Below are 18,470 nucleotides of genomic sequence, written 5' to 3' on the forward strand. Positions count from 1 at the left end.
GGGGGAGAAGGGAAAAGCCCGGCGAGTGACATGGCCCTGTGGGAGCGGTCTCGACCGCGAAACGCGCTCGTACGACGCTCCCTTTCCCTGCGGGAGGCTTTCAGGCCACCTTTTCCCGCTGGGAAAAGGGCAGGGTCTGGGCGCTGGCCGCCAACTGGCGGGCGGCGATCAGATCGGGGTAGTCGTCGAGCTCGGCCTGCAGCCGGCGCTGCTCGCCGTAGCTCTCGATGGCGCGGCGAAAACGCATGCGCCGCTGGTCCTTGAGCTGACGCCGGGTCTTGGCGTCGAGGGCGTGGAGGTCGTCAGGTTGCCAGGACATGTGAGGGCTCCCGGTGCGTTCAGGGGAGCCCAGTCTGGCGCGGCGCGGATGACCGAACGAGGACGGCGCGATGACGATCCAGTGAAACCGGCCGAGCGTGCCTCAGCTCTCCTCGTGGGCCTTCACCGACTTGGGCGACAGGCGCAGGCTGCGCAGGCTGCGCTTGACGCTCTTGAGGTGGTTGACCAGACTCGGTCCGCGCGCCATGGCCACGCCCATGGCCAGCACGTCGATCACCACCAGGTGGGCGATGCGCGAGGTCAGCGGGGTGTAGATCTCGGTGTCTTCCTGCACGTCGATCGCCAGGTTGATGGTCGCCAGCTCGGCCAGCGGGGTCTGGCTCGGGCACAGGGTGATCAGGGTCGCGCCGGACTCGCGCACCACGTTGGCGGTGATCAGCAGGTCCTTGGAGCGGCCGGACTGCGAGATGCAGATGGCCACGTCGGTGGGTTTGAGGGTCACCGCCGACATCGCCTGCATGTGCGGGTCGGAATAGGCCGCGGCGTTGAGCAGCAGGCGGAAGAACTTGTGCTGGGCGTCGGTGGCCACCGCGCCGGAGGCGCCGAAGCCGTAGAACTCCACCCGCTCGGCCCGCGCGCAGGCGGCGATGGCCCGTTCCAGCGCTTCCGGCTCGAGGCGCTCGCGCACCTCGATCAGGGTGTGCAGGGTGGTGTCGAAGATCTTCAGCGCCACGTCCATCACCGAGTCGTCCTCGCTGATGGCGAACTGGCCGAAGCTGGCGCCGGCGGCCAGGCTCTGCGCCAGCTTGAGCTTGAGGTCCTGGAAACCCATGCAGCCGATCGCCCGGCAGAACCGCACGATCGTCGGTTCGCTCACTCCAACGGCATGAGCCAGATCGGCCATGGAGCTGTGCATGACGGCCGCCGGATCGAGCAGCACGTGGTCCGCCACTTTCAATTCGGACTTGCGCAGCGCCGGTCGGGATTGGGCGATGTGTTGCAGGAGATTCACAGTCTGGACTCGCTATGATCGTTCGTGGCAGGTTGCCGAAACGGCTACTCCAATACCTGTCAGCGGATTGTAGTGGGCTTGTAGTTATACTACATGCCTGCGCCAGCGCCCACCCACGCTTCCGAGGAGTGACGCATATGTCGATTTCCTGCGACATGCTGGTGTTTGGCGGCACCGGCGACCTGACCCTGCACAAGCTGTTGCCGGCGCTTTACCACCTGCACCGCGAAGGCCGCCTGCACGAGGACGTGCGCATCTACGGCGTGGCCCGCAGCGAGCTCGACCGCGAAGGCTACGTGGCCCTGGCCGAGCGCCATTGCCGGGCGCAGGTGGCGCGCGCCGACTTCGATGCCGACATCTGGCGCAGCTTCGCCGCCCGCCTCGACTACTTCACCCTGGATGCCTCGCAGCGCGGCGAGTTCGTCCGCCTGGCGCACTACATCGGCGCCGCCGAGGACCGTGTGCGGGTCTACTACCTGGCCACCGCGCCGAGTCTGTTCAAGGACATCGCCGCCAACCTGGAGGCCTCGGGGCTGGCCGGCCAGGATGCGCGCATCGTCATCGAGAAGCCGATCGGCCACTCGCTGGAGTCGGCGCTGGACATCAACGACGCCATCGGCCAGGTGTTTCCCGAGCAGCGCATCTACCGGATCGATCACTACCTGGGCAAGGAGACGGTGCAGAACCTCATGGCGCTGCGCTTCGCCAACGCGCTGTTCGAACCGATCTGGCGCAGCGCGCACATCGACCACGTGGAGATCACCGTGGCCGAGACGCTCGGGGTGGAGAACCGTGGCGGCTACTACGACCACGCCGGGGCCATGCGCGACATGCTGCAGAACCACCTGCTGCAGCTGCTGTGCCTGGTGGCGATGGAGGCGCCGGTGCGCTTCGACGCCAAGTCGGTGCGCGGTGAGAAGGTCAAGGTGCTGGAGGCGCTCAAGCCGCTCACCGGCATGGACGTGCAGGACAAGACCGTGCGCGGCCAGTACGTCGCCGGCCAGGTCGGCGGCCACGACGTGCCGGCCTACTACTTCGAGCAGGACGTGGACAACGACAGCGACACCGAGACCTTCGTCGCGGTGAAGGCCGAGATCGACAACTGGCGCTGGGCCGGCGTGCCCTTCTACCTGCGCACCGGCAAGCGCATGGCACGCAAGCGCTCGGAGATCGTCGTGCACTTCAAGCCGGTGCCGCACAGCCTGTTCCTCAACGGCCAGCCCAACCGCCTGGTCATCCGCCTGCAGCCGGAGGAGTGCATCAGCCTGCAGATGATGGCCAAGGCGCCGGGCAAGGGCATGCGCCTGGAGCCGGTGGAACTGGACCTCAACCTGGCCCAGGCCTTCCACCACAGCCGCCGCTGGGACGCCTACGAGCGCCTGCTGCTGGATGTCATCGAAGGCGACTCGACGCTGTTCATGCGCCGCGACGAGGTCGAGGCCGCCTGGCGCTGGGTCGACCCGATCCTCAGGGGCTGGCAGGAGTACTACCGCAAGCCGCGGCCCTACCCGGCCGGCACCGACGGCCCGGAGCAGGCCCACCAGCTCATCGAGCGCGGCGGACGGCGCTGGCGCGTGTAGGCCGCCAGCGAGCGCGCCGCCGCCTCGTCCGCCTCAATCCGTGAGTGCGCCATGCGCACCGCGATTCCACCCATGACGGGCCGGCCGGTGCGCACGGCGCCCCCTACGATCATGCGATGACAGGTGGGTTGGCTTGAGCGCAGCGAAGCCAATACGGCCATTATTTCCCACACACTTGTGAAAATAATCGAGAAATCCAAAATTTATTTTTTGGCATTTACCCATCAGGGCGATTCCTATATGAACCATTACCCCTCAATCAACTAACCTGCAAACTCTCGGTCACGTCAGTTAAATAAAACCGCCTCCGATCGGCAACCGATCACGCCAACCTCATGCTGCAAATACAAATCCAAAAAAAATCCCACGGGCCGAATTTCGATTATTTCCGAATCGCCGCAATCGCCCATGACAAAGGCGATACAGCCGGATCGGCGATGCCATGACAGGCCTGCAAGCCACGCCGGCCGGGAACTTTTGCGCCGCCGCCCGGCCTGACCCGGATACCCGTCATGACAACGGAATTAACTCTCAACCGAATCGCATGTTTCCTATCAAATCAACTTCGAATAACAACCGCTGTAACTCGGCCGTAACTTCAAACAAATCTCGCCGATATCTCTGGATCCGAACTCCCAGCGGGTTGATATGATTTTCCCGATGTGTTTACTCTGAAAAGAGCCCGTCACCACAGGAATCTGTTTTGAGTTCTGAAACCGTCAGACTCCGTCGCCCGAACGACGGCGACGGCTACAACCTCCACCAGCTGGTAGCCCGCTGCCAGCCCCTCGATACCAACTCGGTCTACTGCAACCTGCTGCAGTGTTCCGACTTCGCCGATACCGCGATCGCCGCGGAAAACCGTCACGGCGAACTGGTTGGTTTCATCTCCGGCTACTGCCCGCCCGCCCGCCCGGACACGCTGTTCGTCTGGCAGGTCGCGGTCGACGCCTCGATGCGCGGCCAGGGCCTGGCCCTGCGCATGCTGCTGGCACTGGTCGAGCGCGCCGCGGCCAACGGCGTGCGCTACCTGGAGACCACCATCTCGCCGGACAACGCCGCGTCCCAGGCGCTGTTCAAGAGGGCCTTCGCCCGCCTCGGCGCCGGCTACCGCACCCGTGTGCTGTTCTCCCGCGCGCGGCATTTCGCCGGGCGACACGAGGACGAGGTGCTGTACCGCGCCGGTCCGCTGGTGTCCGTCCATTCCCGAGAAGAACAACTCCAGGAGTCCGCATGACCGCCTTTCACCAGTTCGAACAGAACGAATCCGCCGTGCGCAGCTACTGCCGCGCCTTCCCCGTTGTGTTCAAGCAGGCGCGCGGCGCCGAGCTGATCAGCCGCGACGGCCGGCACTACATCGATTTTCTCGCCGGCGCCGGCACCCTGAACTACGGGCACAACCACCCGCGGCTCAAGCAGGCGCTGATCGACTACATCGCCACCGACGGCGTGACCCACGGCCTGGACCTGTACACCGAGGCCAAGGAGCGCTTCCTCGAGACCTTCAACCGGCTGATCCTCGAGCCGCGCGGCATGGGCGACTACCTGATGCAGTTCACCGGGCCGACCGGCACCAACGCGGTGGAGGCGGCGATGAAGCTGGCGCGCAAGGTCACCGGGCGCCGTAACATCATCAGCTTCACCAACGGCTTCCACGGCTGCAGCATCGGCGCCCTGGCGGCCACCGGCAACGGCCACCACCGCGGTGGCGCCGGCATCGGCCTCTCCGACGTCAGCCGCATGCCGTACGCCAACTACTTCGGCGACAAGGCCAACACCATCGCGATGATGGACAAGCTGCTGTCCGACCCCTCCAGCGGCATCGACAAGCCGGCCGCGGTGATCGTCGAGACGGTGCAGGGCGAAGGCGGCCTCAACGTCGCCTCGGCCGAATGGCTGAAGAAGCTCGAGAAGCTCTGCCGCCAGCACGACATGCTGCTGATCGTCGACGACATCCAGGCCGGCTGCGGCCGCACCGGGAGCTTCTTCAGCTTCGAGGAGATGGGCATCAGGCCCGACATCGTCACCCTCTCCAAGTCGCTGTCCGGCTACGGCCTGCCGTTCGCCATGGTGCTGCTGCGCCAGGAGCTGGACCAGTGGAAACCGGGCGAGCACAACGGCACCTTCCGCGGCAACAACCACGCCTTCGTCACCGCGGCCGCGGCGCTCGAGCACTTCTGGCGGGACGACGAATTCGCCGCCAGCGTGCGCGCCAAGGGCAAGCTGATCGCCTACCGCATGCAGAAGATCGTCCGTCGCCACGGTCCCGACTCGCTGCAGGTCAAGGGCCGCGGAATGATGCTCGGCATCGGCTGCCCGGACGGCGAGACCGCCGAGGCCGTGTGCCGCCACGCCTTCGCCAAGGGCCTGGTGATCGAGACCAGCGGCCCGCACAGCGAGGTGGTCAAGTGCCTGTGCCCGCTGATCATCGGCGAAGACCAGATCGCCAAGGCCATGGACATCCTCGACGGCGCCTTCGCCGCCGTGATGGGTGAAGACCAGGCCACCAGCCAAGCCTGCTGAAGAGGAGAAACCAGCATGATCGTACGTACCCTGGCCGAATGCGAGCAGACCGACCGCAAGGTCGTCACCGAGACCTGGGACAGCACCCGCATGCTGCTCAAGGACGACAAGGTGGGTTACTCGTTCCACATCACCACCATCTACGCCGGCACCGAGACGCACATCCACTACCAGAACCACTTCGAAGCGGTGTACTGCATCAGCGGCAACGGCGAGATCGAGACCCTCGCCGACGGCAGGATCTACAAGATCGAACCCGGCACGCTCTACGTGCTCGACCAGCACGACGAGCACCTGCTGCGCGGCGGCAGCGAGGACATGAAGCTGGCCTGCGTGTTCAACCCGCCGCTCAACGGCAAGGAAGTGCACGACGAAAGCGGCGTCTACCCGCTCGAGGCCGAGGCGATCGCCTGAACTTCGCCACCGGGGCGAACCCGCCCCGGCCCACAAGAGACAAGCCGGCAACAGACCGGACGGAGGACACAGGAGTGACCACGCAAGACGTCGACCTTTACCCCTCGCGCCAGCAGGGCACGCCCGGCTGGCAGGAGCGCCTCGACCCGGTGCTGTACCGCCGGGACTTCGAGAACGCGCCGATCGAACAGGCGCAGCTCGAGCATTTCGAGCGCAACGGCTACCTGGTCGTGAAGGACCTGTTCAGCGCCGAGGAAGTCGCGCTGTTCCGTGCCGAACTCGAGCGCATGCGCCAGGACGAGGCCGTGGTGCATTCCGGGAAGACCATCCGCGAGCCGCAGAGCCACGCGGTGCGCTCGGTGTTCGAAATCCACCGCGACAATCCGCTGTTCGCCCGGGTCGCGCGTGACGAGCGGATCGCGGGCATCGCCCGCTTCATCCTCGGCGGCGACCTCTATGTCCACCAGTCGCGGATGAACTTCAAGCCCGGTTTCACCGGCAAGGAGTTCTACTGGCACTCGGATTTCGAGACCTGGCACGTCGAGGACGGCATGCCGCGGATGCGCGCGCTGTCCTGCTCGATCCTGCTGACCGACAACGAGCCCCACAACGGCCCGCTGATGCTGATGCCCGGCTCGCACCGGCACTATGTGCGCTGCGTCGGCGAGACGCCGGAGAACCACTACCGGCAGTCGCTGCGAAAGCAGGAGTACGGCGTGCCGGACGACGCCAGCCTGGCCGAGCTGGCCCGCCGCTTCGGCATCGACACCGCGGTGGCGCCGGCCGGTAGCGCGGTGTTCTTCGACTGCAATACGATGCACGGCTCCAACAGCAACATCACGCCATGTGCCCGCAGCAACCTGTTCTACGTCTACAACCACGTGGACAACGCCCTGCAGGCGCCTTTCTGCGAGCGCGCGCCGCGCCCGGCCTTCGTCGCCGAGCGCAAGGACTTCTCGCCGCTCGAGATCCAGCCGGAACAGTATCTCTGATCCGCACGCGGGCCCACGCAACGGGCCCGCTCACGCTCCGGGCCTGCGCCCGGCACAGGGACGGTCCACACACCTCCATGACGGAACGCTGGGAAGACAGATGCATACCGTGGAAAAGATCGGCGGCACGTCCATGAGCCGCTTCCAAGAAGTACTGGACAACCTCCTGCTCGGCGACCGCCAGGGCACCGCGCTCTACCAGCGGGTGTTCGTCGTGTCTGCCTACAGCGGCATGACCAACCTGCTGCTGGAACACAAGAAGACCGGCGAGCCGGGCGTCTACCAGCGCTTCGCCGACGCCAGCCACGAGGACGCCTGGCTCGACGCCCTGGAAGGCGTGCGTGCGCGCATGCTGGAAAAGAATGCCGAGCTGTTCGAAGGCGAATTCGAGCGCCAGCAGGCCAACCAGTTCATCGGCAAGCGCATCGACGACGCCTGCGACTGCATGCGCAGCCTGCAGCGCCTGTGCGCCTATGGCCACTTCCAGCTCAGCGAGCACCTGATGAAGGTGCGCGAGATGCTCGCCTCGCTGGGCGAGGCGCACAGCGCCTTCAACACCGTGCTGGCGCTCAGGCACAAGGGCGTCAGCGCCCGCCTGGTGGACCTCACCGGCTGGCACATGGACGCCCCGCTGCCGTTCGACGAGATGATCGCCAAAAGCTTCGAGGACGTTGACCTCTCCCGCGAGCTGGCCGTCGCCACCGGCTACACGCACTGCGCCGAAGGCCTGATGAACACCTTCGACCGCGGCTACAGCGAGATCACCTTCGCCCAGATCGCCGCCACCACCGGTGCGCGCGAGGCGATCATCCACAAGGAATTCCACCTTTCCAGCGCCGATCCGAACCTTGTCGGCGCCGACAAGGTGGTGACCATCGGCCGCACCAACTACGACGTCGCCGACCAATTGTCGAACCTCGGCATGGAGGCGATCCATCCGAAGGCGGCCAAGACCCTGCGCCGCGCCGGCATCGAACTGCGCATCAAGAATGCCTTCGAGCCGGAGCACGCCGGCACCCTGATCAGCCAGGACTACCGGAGCGAGAAGCCCTGCGTGGAAATCATCGCCGGGCGCAAGGACGTCTTCGGCATCGAGGTGTTCGACCAGGAGATGCTCGGCGACGTGGCCTACGACATCGAGATCACCAAGCTGCTCAAGCAGCTCAAGCTGTACGTGGTGAACAAGGACTCCGACGCCAACAGCATCACCTACTACGCCTCCGGCTCGCGCAAGCTGATCACCCGCGCCGCGCGGCTGATCGAGGAGCGCTACCCGGCCGCCGAGGTCACGGTGCACAACGTCGCCATCGTCTCGGCGATCGGCTCGGACCTGAAGGTCAAGGGCATCCTGGCCAAGACGGTGGCGGCACTGGCCGAGGCCGGCATCAGCATCCAGGCGATCCACCAGTCGATCCGCCAGGTGGAGATGCAGTGCGTGGTCAACGAGGAGGACTACGCCGACGCCGTGGCCGCGCTGCATCGCGCCCTCATCGAGCCGGAGAACCACGGCGACGTGATCGCCGCCGCCTGAGCCGTGGCGATCTCGACCGCGCAACGCGCCCGCACGCCGCTTGCTTCTCACTGTGGGAGGCGCGCCCTCGCGGCAACAAAGACGGAAGCGCTCGCCCCGAAGTCGAGCCTCCCAGCCCTCATCCGGCCCTGCGGGCCACCTTCTCCCGCAGGGAGAAGGGAAAGGTCCGACGAGCGGCATGGCCCTGTGGGAGCGGTCTCGACCGCAACGCGCCCGCACGCCGCTTGCTTCTCACTGTGGGAGAAGTGAAAGGCATGGCGCGGCCTGTGATCTCGACGCCGGAGCTGACCCCTGCCTGCGACCTGGCGGGCGTCGTTCGTGGTCAAGACCGCTCACCCACCTCGCTTGGGTCGAGATGCTCAGCCCAGCCCGCCTGCGGTCTGCAACGGCGGCGTCGGGCAATCGAGCACCTCGGCGACGGCGCGGAACAGCTCCGCTTCGGCCACCGTGAGCTGCCCGTCTTCGGCGATACAGGCGGCCATCGCCTTGAGCAGCCGCGGCTTCTGTAGCGGCTTGAGTCGGCCCAGCCGGCGCAGGGCCTGCTCCAGCGGACGCAGGCCGACCTCGGCACGCCTGGGCAGCGATCCCGCGGTGCCTGGCAACAGCGCCATGGCGGTCTCGAAAGCCCGAGCCGCCGCCCCCTCGTCGGCGTGTCCGGCATGCGCCAGCACCGCCATCAGCACCCTCGCCTCGCCGCACAGCGCGGCCAGTTCCTCGGTCCCGTGCAGCGGCCTGGGCCCGGCCAGGTTTCGCTCGACGATGCGCAGCAGGCACCACTCCATCAGGCTCACCCGCCCGTCCGCGCGAATCAGCGTCGCCATCTGCCGGCGCAGTTCGAGCATCTGCCGGCGATCCAGCTGCTTGAGCGCCGGGATCGCCAGCTCCAGCAAAGGCAGGCGCTGAGACGCCTCCAGCCCCGCCACTTGCCCCTCGTGCGCCCGCAGTGCCGCGCGGACCTCGTCCGGCAATCCCGCGCCGAGCATCTCCAGCTGGCGCCGGCGCTCGTCCAGCTCCGGCGCCAGCAGCAGCGCGTACACCAGCGCCTGCGCGCCGGTACGCTCATGCGCGGCGCCATGCAGCGCCGTAGGCAGGCCGCCGAGCACCTGCCGGGCGGCCCGCAGCTGGGCCTGCCCGGGGTTGCCGACGGCGGCCAGCGCCTGCTCCAGCGAGCCCGGGCCGAGCGCCGCGACGCCCGGCGGCAGGGGCGTGGCAAGCGTGGATGCAGCGGGCTCGCCCTCCGCCCGGGACGCGATGAAGCGTCCGTCCCAGCCCGGCTCGAGCCGACGGATGCGTTCCGCCAGTGCCGGATGGGTCGCCATCCAGCCTTCCAGCGCCAGGGAGACGCCCTGGCCGAAGTACATATGGCTGAACTCCGCGGCGTTCGCGGCGGCGAGGTGTGAGCCGGGCAGATGCCCGCCGATCTTCTTCAGCGCCCCGCCGATGCCGGCGGCATTGCGCGTGTACTGCACTGCCGCCGCGTCGGCGAGGAATTCGCGCTGGCGGCTCACCGCCGCCTTGATCAGGTTGCCGAAGAAGGTGCCGGCGTAGCCGATCACCCACAGCACCGCGCCCATCAGCACGATCACCCCGAGCCCGCTGGAGCGCCCGCCGCGCGAGCGCCCCTGCAGGCCGCGCAACAGCAGGCGGCCGGTCAGCCCGAGCAGCAGGATGCCGTGCAGCACCGACACCAGCCGCGTATTCAGGCGCATGTCGCCGTGGAAGATGTGGCTGAACTCGTGCGCCACCACGCCCTGCAGCTCGTCGCGCGAGAGCCGCTCCAACGCCCCGCGGGTGACGCCGATGACCGCGTCCTGTGGCGTCAGGCCGGCGGCGAAGGCGTTGATCGCCGGCTCGTCGAGCACATACACCGGCGGCACCGCGATGCCGCTGGCGATGGCCATTTCCTCCACCACGTTGAGCAGGCGCCGTTCGGACAGGTCGCGCGGCTCGAGGTTGATCAGCCGGCCGCCCAGGCGCTCGGCCACCACCCGCCCGCCGCGGCGCAGCACCCACCCCTTGTACAGGCCACCCAGCAGCACCACGCCGATCACCAGCGCCGCCACCTTGGCCACCAGCGCCCAGTCGACCAGCGGCGCGCCGCCGAGCCCGGCCAGCGCGGCGCTGTCCGAGAAACGCAGGATCAATGTCAGGGCCAGGCTGGCCAGCGCGATCAGCGCGGCCACGGCGAGCAGCAGGAGCAGCACCAGGCGGGCGCTGAGGCGGCGCGCCCGGTCCTGGTGTTCGAAGAAGTCCATGCGGTAACGGCGGATGTCAGAAGGCGACGCGCGGCGCGGCCTGGATCGCCGCGCTGTCGTCGAATTGCAGCAGCGAGGCGTCATCCGGATGGCCGAAGCGTTTCGCCAGCAGCACCGGCGGGAAGCTCTGGCGGTAGGTGTTGTAGGCCATCACCGCGTCATTGAAGGCCTGTCGGGCGAAAGCCACGCGGTTCTCCGTACTGCCCAGTTCTTCGCTGAGCTGCTGGATGTTCTGCGAGGCCTTGAGGTCCGGGTAGGCTTCCAGCGTCACGTTGAGCCGGCCGAGAGCACCCTGCAGCCGTCCCTCGGCGCCGGCCAGCTGCGCCATGCGCCCGGCATCGCCCGGCTGTACGGCGGCGGCCGCGAGGTCGACGGACGCTTGGTTGCGCGCCGCGACCACCGCCTCCAGGGTTTCCCGCTCGTGGGCGAGGTAGGCCCTGGTGGTTTCCACCAGGTTCGGAATCAGGTCGTAGCGGCGCTTGAGCTGCACCTCGATCTGCGCGAAGGCGTTGCGGTAGCGGTTGCGCAGGGTCACCAGGCGGTTGAAGACGGCGATCAGGTAGATCACCAGCGCGGCCAGAACGGCCAGGAAGACGAGCGTGCCGAACATGCGATGTCCCTATCAGATGAGGAAGAGTGATGGCGTGATGGTAGCGAAAAGCCTGCCGGCTGCTGTGACGGCGTCGTGCCCCTGCGACAAGCTGGCCCGGGTAGTAGCGGCGCCGTGCCGGTATTATCACGCGTTTTTCGTACGGGCTTTTCGCTGCCATGACGTCCCTTTCCCGTCCCGAACTGCTGTGCCCCGCCGGCACGCTGAAGGCCATGCGCTACGCCTTCGCCTACGGCGCCGACGCGGTCTATGCCGGCCAGCCGCGCTACAGCCTGCGGGTGCGCAACAACGAGTTCGATCACGCCAACCTGGCGCTCGGCATCGCCGAGGCGCACGCCTCCGGCAAGCGCTTCTACGTGGTGGTCAACATCGCGCCGCATAACGCCAAGCTGCGCACCTTCCTCGACGACCTGCGGCCGGTGGTGGAGATGGGCCCCGACGCGCTGATCATGTCCGATCCGGGGGCGATCATGCTGGTGCGCGAGCACTTTCCGGACATGCCGGTGCACCTCTCGGTACAGGCCAACGCGGTGAACTGGGCGAGCGTCGAGTTCTGGCGGCGCCAGGGCCTGACGCGGGTGATCCTCTCGCGCGAGCTGTCGCTGGAGGAGATTGGCGAGATTCGCCGGCAGGTGCCGGACATGGAACTCGAGGTGTTCGTCCATGGCGCGTTGTGTATGGCCTATTCCGGACGCTGCCTGCTGTCCGGCTACCTCAACCGCCGCGACCCGAACCAGGGCACCTGCACCAACGCCTGCCGCTGGGAGTACCAGGCCCACGAAGGCCGGGAGAACGCGCTTGGCGAGATCGTCCGCGGCTGCGGCGGCCCGATCCCGACCCTCGGCGAGGGCGCGCCCACCGGGCGCCTGTTCCTGCTCGAGGAGACCAGTCGCCCGGGCCAGCCGATGGAGGCCTTCGAGGACGAGCACGGCACCTATATCATGAACTCCAAGGACCTGCGCGCCGTCCAGCACGTCGAGCGGCTGACGCGCATGGGCGTGCACTCGCTGAAGATCGAGGGCCGCACCAAGAGCCACTTCTACGTCGCCCGCACGGCGCAGACCTACCGCCGCGCGATCGACGACGCGCTGGCCGGCCGGCCGTTCGACCGCAGCCTCATGGATCGCCTCGAATCGCTGGCCAACCGCGGCTATACCGAAGGCTTCCTGCGCCGCCACGTGCACGACGAATACCAGAACTACGCGCACGGCTCGTCCGTCTCCAGCCGCCAGCAGTTCGTCGGCGAACTCACCGGCGCGCGCCGCGGCGCGCTGGCCGAGGTGCAGGTGAAGAACCGCTTCGCCCTGGGCGATCGGCTGGAGCTGATGACGCCGCCGGGGAACCTCGAATTCCGCCTGGAGCGGCTGGAAGACGGCGCCGGCCGCGCCATCGAGCTGGCGCCGGGCGACGGCCACCGGGTCTACCTGCCGGTCGCCGAAGACGTTGGGCTGTCCCACGCGCTGCTGATGCGGGAGCTGCCAGGAGGCTGATGGGCGGGGCCCCTTAGCCGTAGGGTGGGCTTCAGCCCACCAGCGCCCATCACCCGGTGGGCTGAAGCCCACCCTACGTGGAGCCTGACGGCGAGGCTGGTCCCTTTGTGCCCCCCGCCGGGAGAAGGTGGCCCGCAGGCACGGATGAGGGAAGCGCGCTAGCCGAGCAGCGCGACGAAGCGCTCCGCCTCCACCGGCGGGCTGAGCAGGTAGCCTTGGATCTCGTCGCAGCCCTCGGCTTCGAGGAAGGCCCGCTGCGCCGCGGTCTCCACGCCTTCGGCGACCACCTTCAACCCCAGGCCGTGGGCCAGGGCGATGATGGCGCGGACGATGGCGCCGTCCTCCCCGGCCTGGCCAAGCTCGGCGATGAACGAGCGGTCGATCTTCACGTAGTCCATCGGGAAGCGCTTGAGGTAGCTGAGCGAGGAATAGCCGGTGCCGAAGTCGTCGATCGCCAGGCTCACGCCCAGCTCGCGCAGCTGCCGGCAGGTGCTGATGGCGTTGTCGACGTCGTCCAGCAGCTGGCTCTCGGTCAGCTCCAGCTCCAGCAGGCGCGGCGGCAGGCCGGTCTCCTCCAGCACCTGGCGCACCAGGCTGACCAGATTGCCCTGGCGCAGCTGCCTGACCGACAGGTTGACCGACACGCGGATCTCGCCGATGCCTTCCTGCAGCCAGCGCCGCGCCTGGCTGCAGGCCTTGCGCAGCACGCGCTCGCCGAGCGGGATCACCAGCCCGGTGTCCTCGGCCAGCGGGATGAATTCGCCGGGCGCCACCAGGCCGCGCTGCGGATGGCGCCAGCGCACCAGCGCCTCGGCCGCCTCCAGCCGGCCGTCGGCCAGGCCCATGCGCGGCTGGTAGAAGACTTCCAGCTGGTCTTCCTCCAGCGCCTTGCGCAGTTCGTTCTCCAGCTTCAGCGAAGCCAGCCCGCCGACCTGCAGGCGCTCGGTATAGAACTGCAGGGTGTTGCCGCCGAGGTACTTGGCGTGCTGCATGGCCATGCTCGCCTGGCGCAGCAGCGCCGCCTCGTCGCTGGCGTTGTCCGGCATCAGCGTGGCGCCGATGGAGGCGCCGACCACCAGCTCGTTGCCGCCGACCAGCACCGGCTTGCGGATGACCTGCAGCAGGCGGCTGCCGAGCCGCGCCAGGTTCGACAGGCTGCCATAGCCGTCGAACACCACCACGAACTCGTCGCCGGACAGCCGCGCCAGGGTATCGGCGTCCGGCAGCTCACGGACCATGCGCGCGGCGATCTCCCTGAGCAGCCCGTCCCCGACTTCGTGGCCGAGGCTCTCGTTGAGGTTCTTGAAGCGGTCCAGGTCGATGTACAGCACGGCGACGCTGCGGGCGCTGCGCCGCGCGCGCTGGCAGGCCTGGTAGAGCCGCTCGCGCAGCAGGGCGCGGTTGGCCAGGCCGGTCAGCTCGTCGTACTGGCTGAGGTAGCGCAGGCGCTCCTCGACCTGGCGGCGCACCGTCAGGTCGGCGATGAAGCCGACGATGTGGGCGATGCGCCCCTGGGCATCGTTCACCGCGCGCAGCTGCAGCCACTGCGGGTAGCGCTCGCCGTTCTTGCGCGTCTCGGCCTGCTCGCTCTGCCAGCTGCCGTCACCTTCCAGCGCCTCGCGCATGGCGTCGTACTGCTGCTGCGAGAGGTCTGAACCGAACAGCCGGGTCGCCGGCTGGCCCAGCAGCTCCTCGCGGGCATAGCCGGACAGCGCGCAGCAGGCCTCGTTGACCGCCAGCACGCGATAGCCGGCGTCGAGGATGACGATGCCCTCGCCGGCGGCCTCGAACACCGTGGCGGCGAGCTTCTGCTGTTCGTCCTGCTGGCGCAGCGCGGTGATGTCGCGGCGCGTGCCGATCATCCGCCGGACACGGCCGTCCGGGCCGCGCTCGATGGCCTGGCCGCGGTCCTCGATCCACCGCCAGCGGCCGTCGGCGCCGCGCGCGCGGTACTGTACCGCGTAGGTATCGGTGTGGCCCTTGAGGTGCGCGACCAGCGCCCGGCGCACCGGCTCGAGGTCGTCGATGTGGACTTCCGGCCGCGCGCTGCCGGATAACGCGTCGCGGTGGTCGAAGCCGAACACCATCCCCAGCCGCGAGCGGTGCACCTCGCGCTTCTCCAGGTCCCAGTCCCACAGGCCGAGGTCGCTGGCCTCCAGCGCCAGGTTCAGCCGCGCCTCGCTCTGCGCCAGCTCGGCGGTGCGTTCGGCGACCCGCTGTTCGAGGCCGTCGTAGGCTTGGCGCAGCTCGCTCTCGGCACGCCGGCGCTGCTCGACTTCGCGTCCGAGCTCGAGATTGAGCGCCTCGGCGTCGCGGCTCGCCTGGCGCAGCCGCTCGATCAGCCGGCCGTTCTGCAGGCGCTGCTCGAGCCCGTCGCCGAACAGCCGGCTGATCTGCCAGGCGATGAGGCTGAGGGTAGCCAGGACGATCAGCGCCAGGATGCCCCAGCCGCGCTCCAGCGGCACGTCGCTGGCGCTCAGGGCCAGGCCGGCCGGCAGCAGGCAGGGCACGGCGAAGCTGAAGAAGGCCGGCAGGCTGACGGCGTAGGCGACGCTGGTGGCCAGCACCATCGAGCCGATCAGCCCGTAGACCAGCACCTGGGTGAAGAAACCGCCCGCCGGCACCAGCCAGACGCAGGCGTAGGCCAGGGCCAGCGCCAAGGCGGCGCTGTTGAGCATGAAATGACGACGCCAGCAGGGAGCGGCCTGGCGGCCGACCGGCGCCTGTTCGAGCAGGCGCACCTGATGCAGGCGCAGGCCGGCGAACAGGACGAGCCACAGCAGCCACCAGAGCAGGTGCGAGGTCGGCGACACGTCCCAGAGCAGCACCACGCAGGCGAGGCCGGTGAAGATCGTCAGCAGGGCCGGCACCCGTGAGCCCCGGAACAGCAGGCGGGTGCATTCGGCATCCCGCGCGAGGGCCGTGTCGGGCACCTCGTCGGACCTGTCCGAGCACATCGGGGAAACGGTTACCGGGTCGATCATCTGGGCCATTGTTCTTGTCGTGAACCCCGGCGATCACGACAGCCGGGCAGGTACGAAGCGGCAGGGCGCTGGCGATGATGGCATGACACTGGCCCCATGCCCCCAATAAAAGCCCATCGCCAGCGCCAGGGCAAGCGCCGCCTGGCTACCCGGCGGCCCTGGCCTCAGCCGTCGAAGCCACGGCGCGCCGCGCGCAGTACCCGCTGCAACGCCTCCGGCCGGGCGCCGACAACGCCCACCGCGGCCACGTAGTGCCCCTCGACGCGGAAGATCTCGACCGCCTCCGCCGGCTCGCCGGACGGCAGGAGTCTCACCCTCCGACCGCCGAGAACGGCCTGCCTGGCCGCATCCAGCGCACGGGTGGCGCCGTCCGCCCGGCCGCCGTCGAGGCGTATCAGACCGAACGGATGGCCCTCGGCATCGACCACCGCGATGGCCACCGCCCAGTCGTTGCGCTCGGCCTCGGCGCGCGCCGCGCGCAGCACCGCTTCGGCGTCGCGTAGTCCGAAGTCGAACGGATCGCGGCGCGGCGGCGGCCCGGCGTAGATCGCCGCCTCCACGTCCCACAGCCCGGCCAGCAGTCGACGTCCCATGGGCGCTGCGCCTCGCGTCCCGGCCGCCCGCTCAGTTGCGCACCAGGCACTGCTCGGTGACGTCCTCCACCCGGGTGACCCCGAGCAGCGCCATGTCCCGTTGCAGTTCGGCGGCGAGCAGCCCGATGGCGTGGCTCACCCCCGCTTCGCCGGCGTAGGCCGCGGCATAGTTGAACGGCCGGCCGATGAACACCATGCGCGCGCCCAGCGCCAGCGCCTTGAGCACGTCGGTGCCGCGCCGGAAGCCGCTGTCGACCATCACCGGCAGGTCGCCCACCGCCGCCACCACGCCCGGCAGCGCGCGCAGCGCCGAGACGCTGCAGTCGAGCTGGCGGCCGCCATGGTTGGAGACGATCAGCGCGTCGGCGCCGAAGTCGCGGGCCTTGCGCGCGTCGTCCGGATGGAGGATGCCCTTGACCACCAGCTTGCCGGGCCACAGCCGGCGCACCAGTTCCAGGTAGCTCCAGTTCAGGTGGCTGCGTCCGGAGAAGTCGCGCTTGACGTTGCGCGAGATCACCGCGATCCCGCGGGTAGCGTAGTTGTTCTCGAAGTGCGGCAAGCCATGATTGACCAGCGTGCGCAGGAAGGTGCCGAACAGCCAGCGCGGGCGTATCAGGCCGTCCCAGGCCAGGCGCAGGCTGGGCCGCAACGGCGAGTAGAAGCCCGAGCGGGTGTTGTTGTCGCTGTTCGGCGGCACCGGGTAGTCGACGGTGATCACCAGCTTGTCGAAGCCGGCGTTGCGCACCCGCTCGATCAGCGCCTCGATGCCGGCGTGATCGCCCGGCAGGTAGGCCTGGAACCAGTCGGTCTGGCCCTGGTTGAGCACGTCTTCCATGCGGATCAGCGAGCTGCCGCTGAGGATCATCGGGATGCCGGCCTTGGCCGCCGCCTGCGCCTGCACCAGGTCGCCGCGATAGGCCGACAGCGCGCTGATGCCCATCGGCGCGACGCCGATCGGCAGCGCGTAGCGCTGGCCGAACAGTTCGGTTTCCAGTGAGATCTTCGACACGTCCACCAGCGCGCGCGGCAGGAAGGCGTAGTCGTCGAAGGCGCTGCGGTTGGCGCGGGCGGTGTGCCCGTCTTCCGCCACGTTGGCGATGTATCCGTAGATCGGGCGTGGCAGCAGGCGCCTGGCCGCGCGATCGAGATCGTGCAGGTTCAAGATCGACGCCAAGCGTCGAGAATGCTTACCTGGCATGTCCTGGGGGTCCTACGACTGGGGTTGGGAATGGCGGATCGGCCAGGCTTCGGGGTTGACCAGGTCGCGCGGGCGCTCGCCCTGCAGGGCCTGGCACAGGTTCTCGACCGCGCAGTAGGCCATGGCTTCGCGGGTCTCGTGGGTCGCCGAGCCGATGTGCGGCAGGGTCACCACGTTGTCCATGCGCAGCAGCGGCGAGTCGGGCGAGACCGGCTCCTGCTCGAACACGTCGAGCCCGGCGCCGGCGATCAGTCCCTCTTCCAATGCGCGGATCAGCCCGGCTTCGTCGACCACCTTGCCGCGGGCGATGTTGACCAGGAAGGCCGAGCGCTTCATCGCCCGGCACTGTTCGTAGCCGAGCAGGTGCTCGGTCTCGGCGGTCAGCGGCACGGTGAGGCAGACGAAGTCGGACTCGCCCAGCAGTTGCTCGAAGCTGCGCCGCTCGATGCCCCACTCGGCCTCCAGCTCGGGCTTGGGTGAGGCGTTGCTATAGAGCACGCGCATGTTGAAGCCCAGCGCGCGGCGGGCGATGGCCCGGCCGATGCGGCCGAGCCCGACCAGGCCGAGGGTCTTGCCGTGCACGTTGCTGCCGAAGTGCGGCTCGCCGACGTGCTGGGTCCAGCGGCCCTCGCGAACCATGTTGGCCAGCTCCACCAGGCGCCGGGCGCTGGCCATGACCAGCATGAAGGCGGTGTCGGCGGTGGTCTCGGTGAGCACGTCCGGGGTATTGGTCAGCAGGATGCCGCGGCGGCTGAGCTCGGCCACCGGGAAGTTGTCGTAACCCACCGAGATGGTGGCGATGGCTTCCAGCCGCGGCGCCTCGTCGAGCATCGCCGGGGTGACCACCAGCTTGCCGCCGATCAGCCCGTGCGCCTGGCGCAGCGCGGCGGCGACCGCCTCGGCATGCTGCTCGGGCTCCTCGAAATATTCCACGTCGAACTGCTCGCGCAGGCGCTGCAGCTGCGGCTCCTTCAGGCGGCGCAGGGCGACGATGCGTTTCCTTTCCATC

Annotated in this window: 15 protein-coding genes; 7 read left to right on the top strand and 8 right to left on the bottom strand. The window is 68.5% G+C overall.

Annotated features, from left to right (window positions below):
- Positions 1 to 100 precede the first annotated feature (100 nt).
- Both H610_RS0106230 and hexR read right to left on the bottom strand, forming a co-directional pair.
- Positions 101 to 319: a PA3496 family putative envelope integrity protein gene (locus tag H610_RS0106230; RefSeq protein WP_028238885.1), complete on the bottom strand. Its 219-nt coding sequence runs from the start codon at positions 317 to 319 to the stop codon at positions 101 to 103.
- 102 nt (positions 320 to 421) lie between these two features.
- Positions 422 to 1,291, bottom strand: coding sequence for a transcriptional regulator HexR (gene hexR, locus H610_RS0106235; RefSeq protein WP_028238886.1), 870 nt, complete (start codon positions 1,289 to 1,291; stop codon positions 422 to 424).
- Between the two features lie 137 nt (positions 1,292 to 1,428).
- Here hexR and zwf point away from each other — a divergent pair, with 137 nt between their 5' ends.
- From zwf to H610_RS0106265, 6 genes are all read left to right on the top strand, one after another.
- Positions 1,429 to 2,871 (top strand): glucose-6-phosphate dehydrogenase, encoded by a 1,443-nt coding sequence (zwf, locus tag H610_RS0106240; protein ID WP_028238887.1) that lies wholly within the window; start codon positions 1,429 to 1,431, stop codon positions 2,869 to 2,871.
- Between the two features lie 703 nt (positions 2,872 to 3,574).
- Positions 3,575 to 4,108 (top strand): diaminobutyrate acetyltransferase, encoded by a 534-nt coding sequence (gene ectA / locus H610_RS0106245; protein WP_028238888.1) that lies wholly within the window; start codon positions 3,575 to 3,577, stop codon positions 4,106 to 4,108.
- Positions 4,105 to 5,394 (top strand): diaminobutyrate--2-oxoglutarate transaminase, encoded by a 1,290-nt coding sequence (gene ectB, locus H610_RS0106250; protein WP_028238889.1) that lies wholly within the window; start codon positions 4,105 to 4,107, stop codon positions 5,392 to 5,394. Before ectA ends, ectB begins: the two co-directional genes overlap by 4 nt.
- Before the next feature lie 15 nt (positions 5,395 to 5,409).
- Complete coding sequence (locus H610_RS0106255) at positions 5,410 to 5,808, top strand: ectoine synthase (protein WP_028238890.1); 399 nt, start codon at positions 5,410 to 5,412, stop codon at positions 5,806 to 5,808.
- A gap of 74 nt (positions 5,809 to 5,882) precedes the next feature.
- Positions 5,883 to 6,800, top strand: coding sequence for an ectoine hydroxylase (gene thpD / locus H610_RS0106260; RefSeq protein ID WP_028238891.1), 918 nt, complete (start codon positions 5,883 to 5,885; stop codon positions 6,798 to 6,800).
- 100 nt (positions 6,801 to 6,900) lie between these two features.
- A complete protein-coding gene (locus H610_RS0106265; protein ID WP_028238892.1) occupies positions 6,901 to 8,331 on the top strand; it encodes an aspartate kinase in 1,431 nt (476 codons plus the stop codon).
- Positions 8,332 to 8,690: 359 nt separating this feature from the next.
- Here H610_RS0106265 and H610_RS0106270 read toward each other — a convergent pair whose 3' ends face one another.
- Positions 8,691 to 10,586 carry a M48 family metallopeptidase gene (locus H610_RS0106270; RefSeq protein WP_028238893.1) on the bottom strand — a complete coding sequence of 632 codons (1,896 nt, stop codon included), beginning with the start codon at positions 10,584 to 10,586 and terminating at the stop codon, positions 8,691 to 8,693.
- A gap of 16 nt (positions 10,587 to 10,602) precedes the next feature.
- Positions 10,603 to 11,196, bottom strand: a complete 594-nt coding sequence (locus H610_RS0106275; protein WP_028238894.1) for a LemA family protein — start codon at positions 11,194 to 11,196, stop codon at positions 10,603 to 10,605.
- Positions 11,197 to 11,354: 158 nt separating this feature from the next.
- On the opposite strand from H610_RS0106275, the gene trhP reads away from it, so the two are divergent.
- Complete coding sequence (trhP, locus tag H610_RS0106280; protein ID WP_028238895.1) at positions 11,355 to 12,686, top strand: prephenate-dependent tRNA uridine(34) hydroxylase TrhP; 1,332 nt, start codon at positions 11,355 to 11,357, stop codon at positions 12,684 to 12,686.
- Positions 12,687 to 12,844: 158 nt separating this feature from the next.
- Here trhP and H610_RS0106285 read toward each other — a convergent pair whose 3' ends face one another.
- The 4 genes from H610_RS0106285 to H610_RS0106300 form a co-directional block, all read right to left on the bottom strand.
- Complete coding sequence (locus H610_RS0106285; protein ID WP_028238896.1) at positions 12,845 to 15,670, bottom strand: putative bifunctional diguanylate cyclase/phosphodiesterase; 2,826 nt, start codon at positions 15,668 to 15,670, stop codon at positions 12,845 to 12,847.
- A 164-nt stretch (positions 15,671 to 15,834) separates the two neighbouring features.
- Entirely contained in the window at positions 15,835 to 16,263 is a 429-nt protein-coding gene (locus H610_RS23325; RefSeq protein ID WP_051231530.1) for a heme-binding protein, read from the bottom strand.
- A gap of 31 nt (positions 16,264 to 16,294) precedes the next feature.
- Complete coding sequence (locus H610_RS0106295) at positions 16,295 to 17,425, bottom strand: alpha-hydroxy acid oxidase (RefSeq protein WP_236614272.1); 1,131 nt, start codon at positions 17,423 to 17,425, stop codon at positions 16,295 to 16,297.
- Between the two features lie 48 nt (positions 17,426 to 17,473).
- Positions 17,474 to 18,469, bottom strand: coding sequence for a 2-hydroxyacid dehydrogenase (locus tag H610_RS0106300; RefSeq protein WP_028238898.1), 996 nt, complete (start codon positions 18,467 to 18,469; stop codon positions 17,474 to 17,476).
- Position 18,470: the final 1 nt, after the last annotated feature.

The sequence above is a fragment of the Stutzerimonas azotifigens DSM 17556 genome, assembly GCF_000425625.1.
In the GTDB taxonomy this organism is placed as follows: domain Bacteria; phylum Pseudomonadota; class Gammaproteobacteria; order Pseudomonadales; family Pseudomonadaceae; genus Stutzerimonas; species Stutzerimonas azotifigens.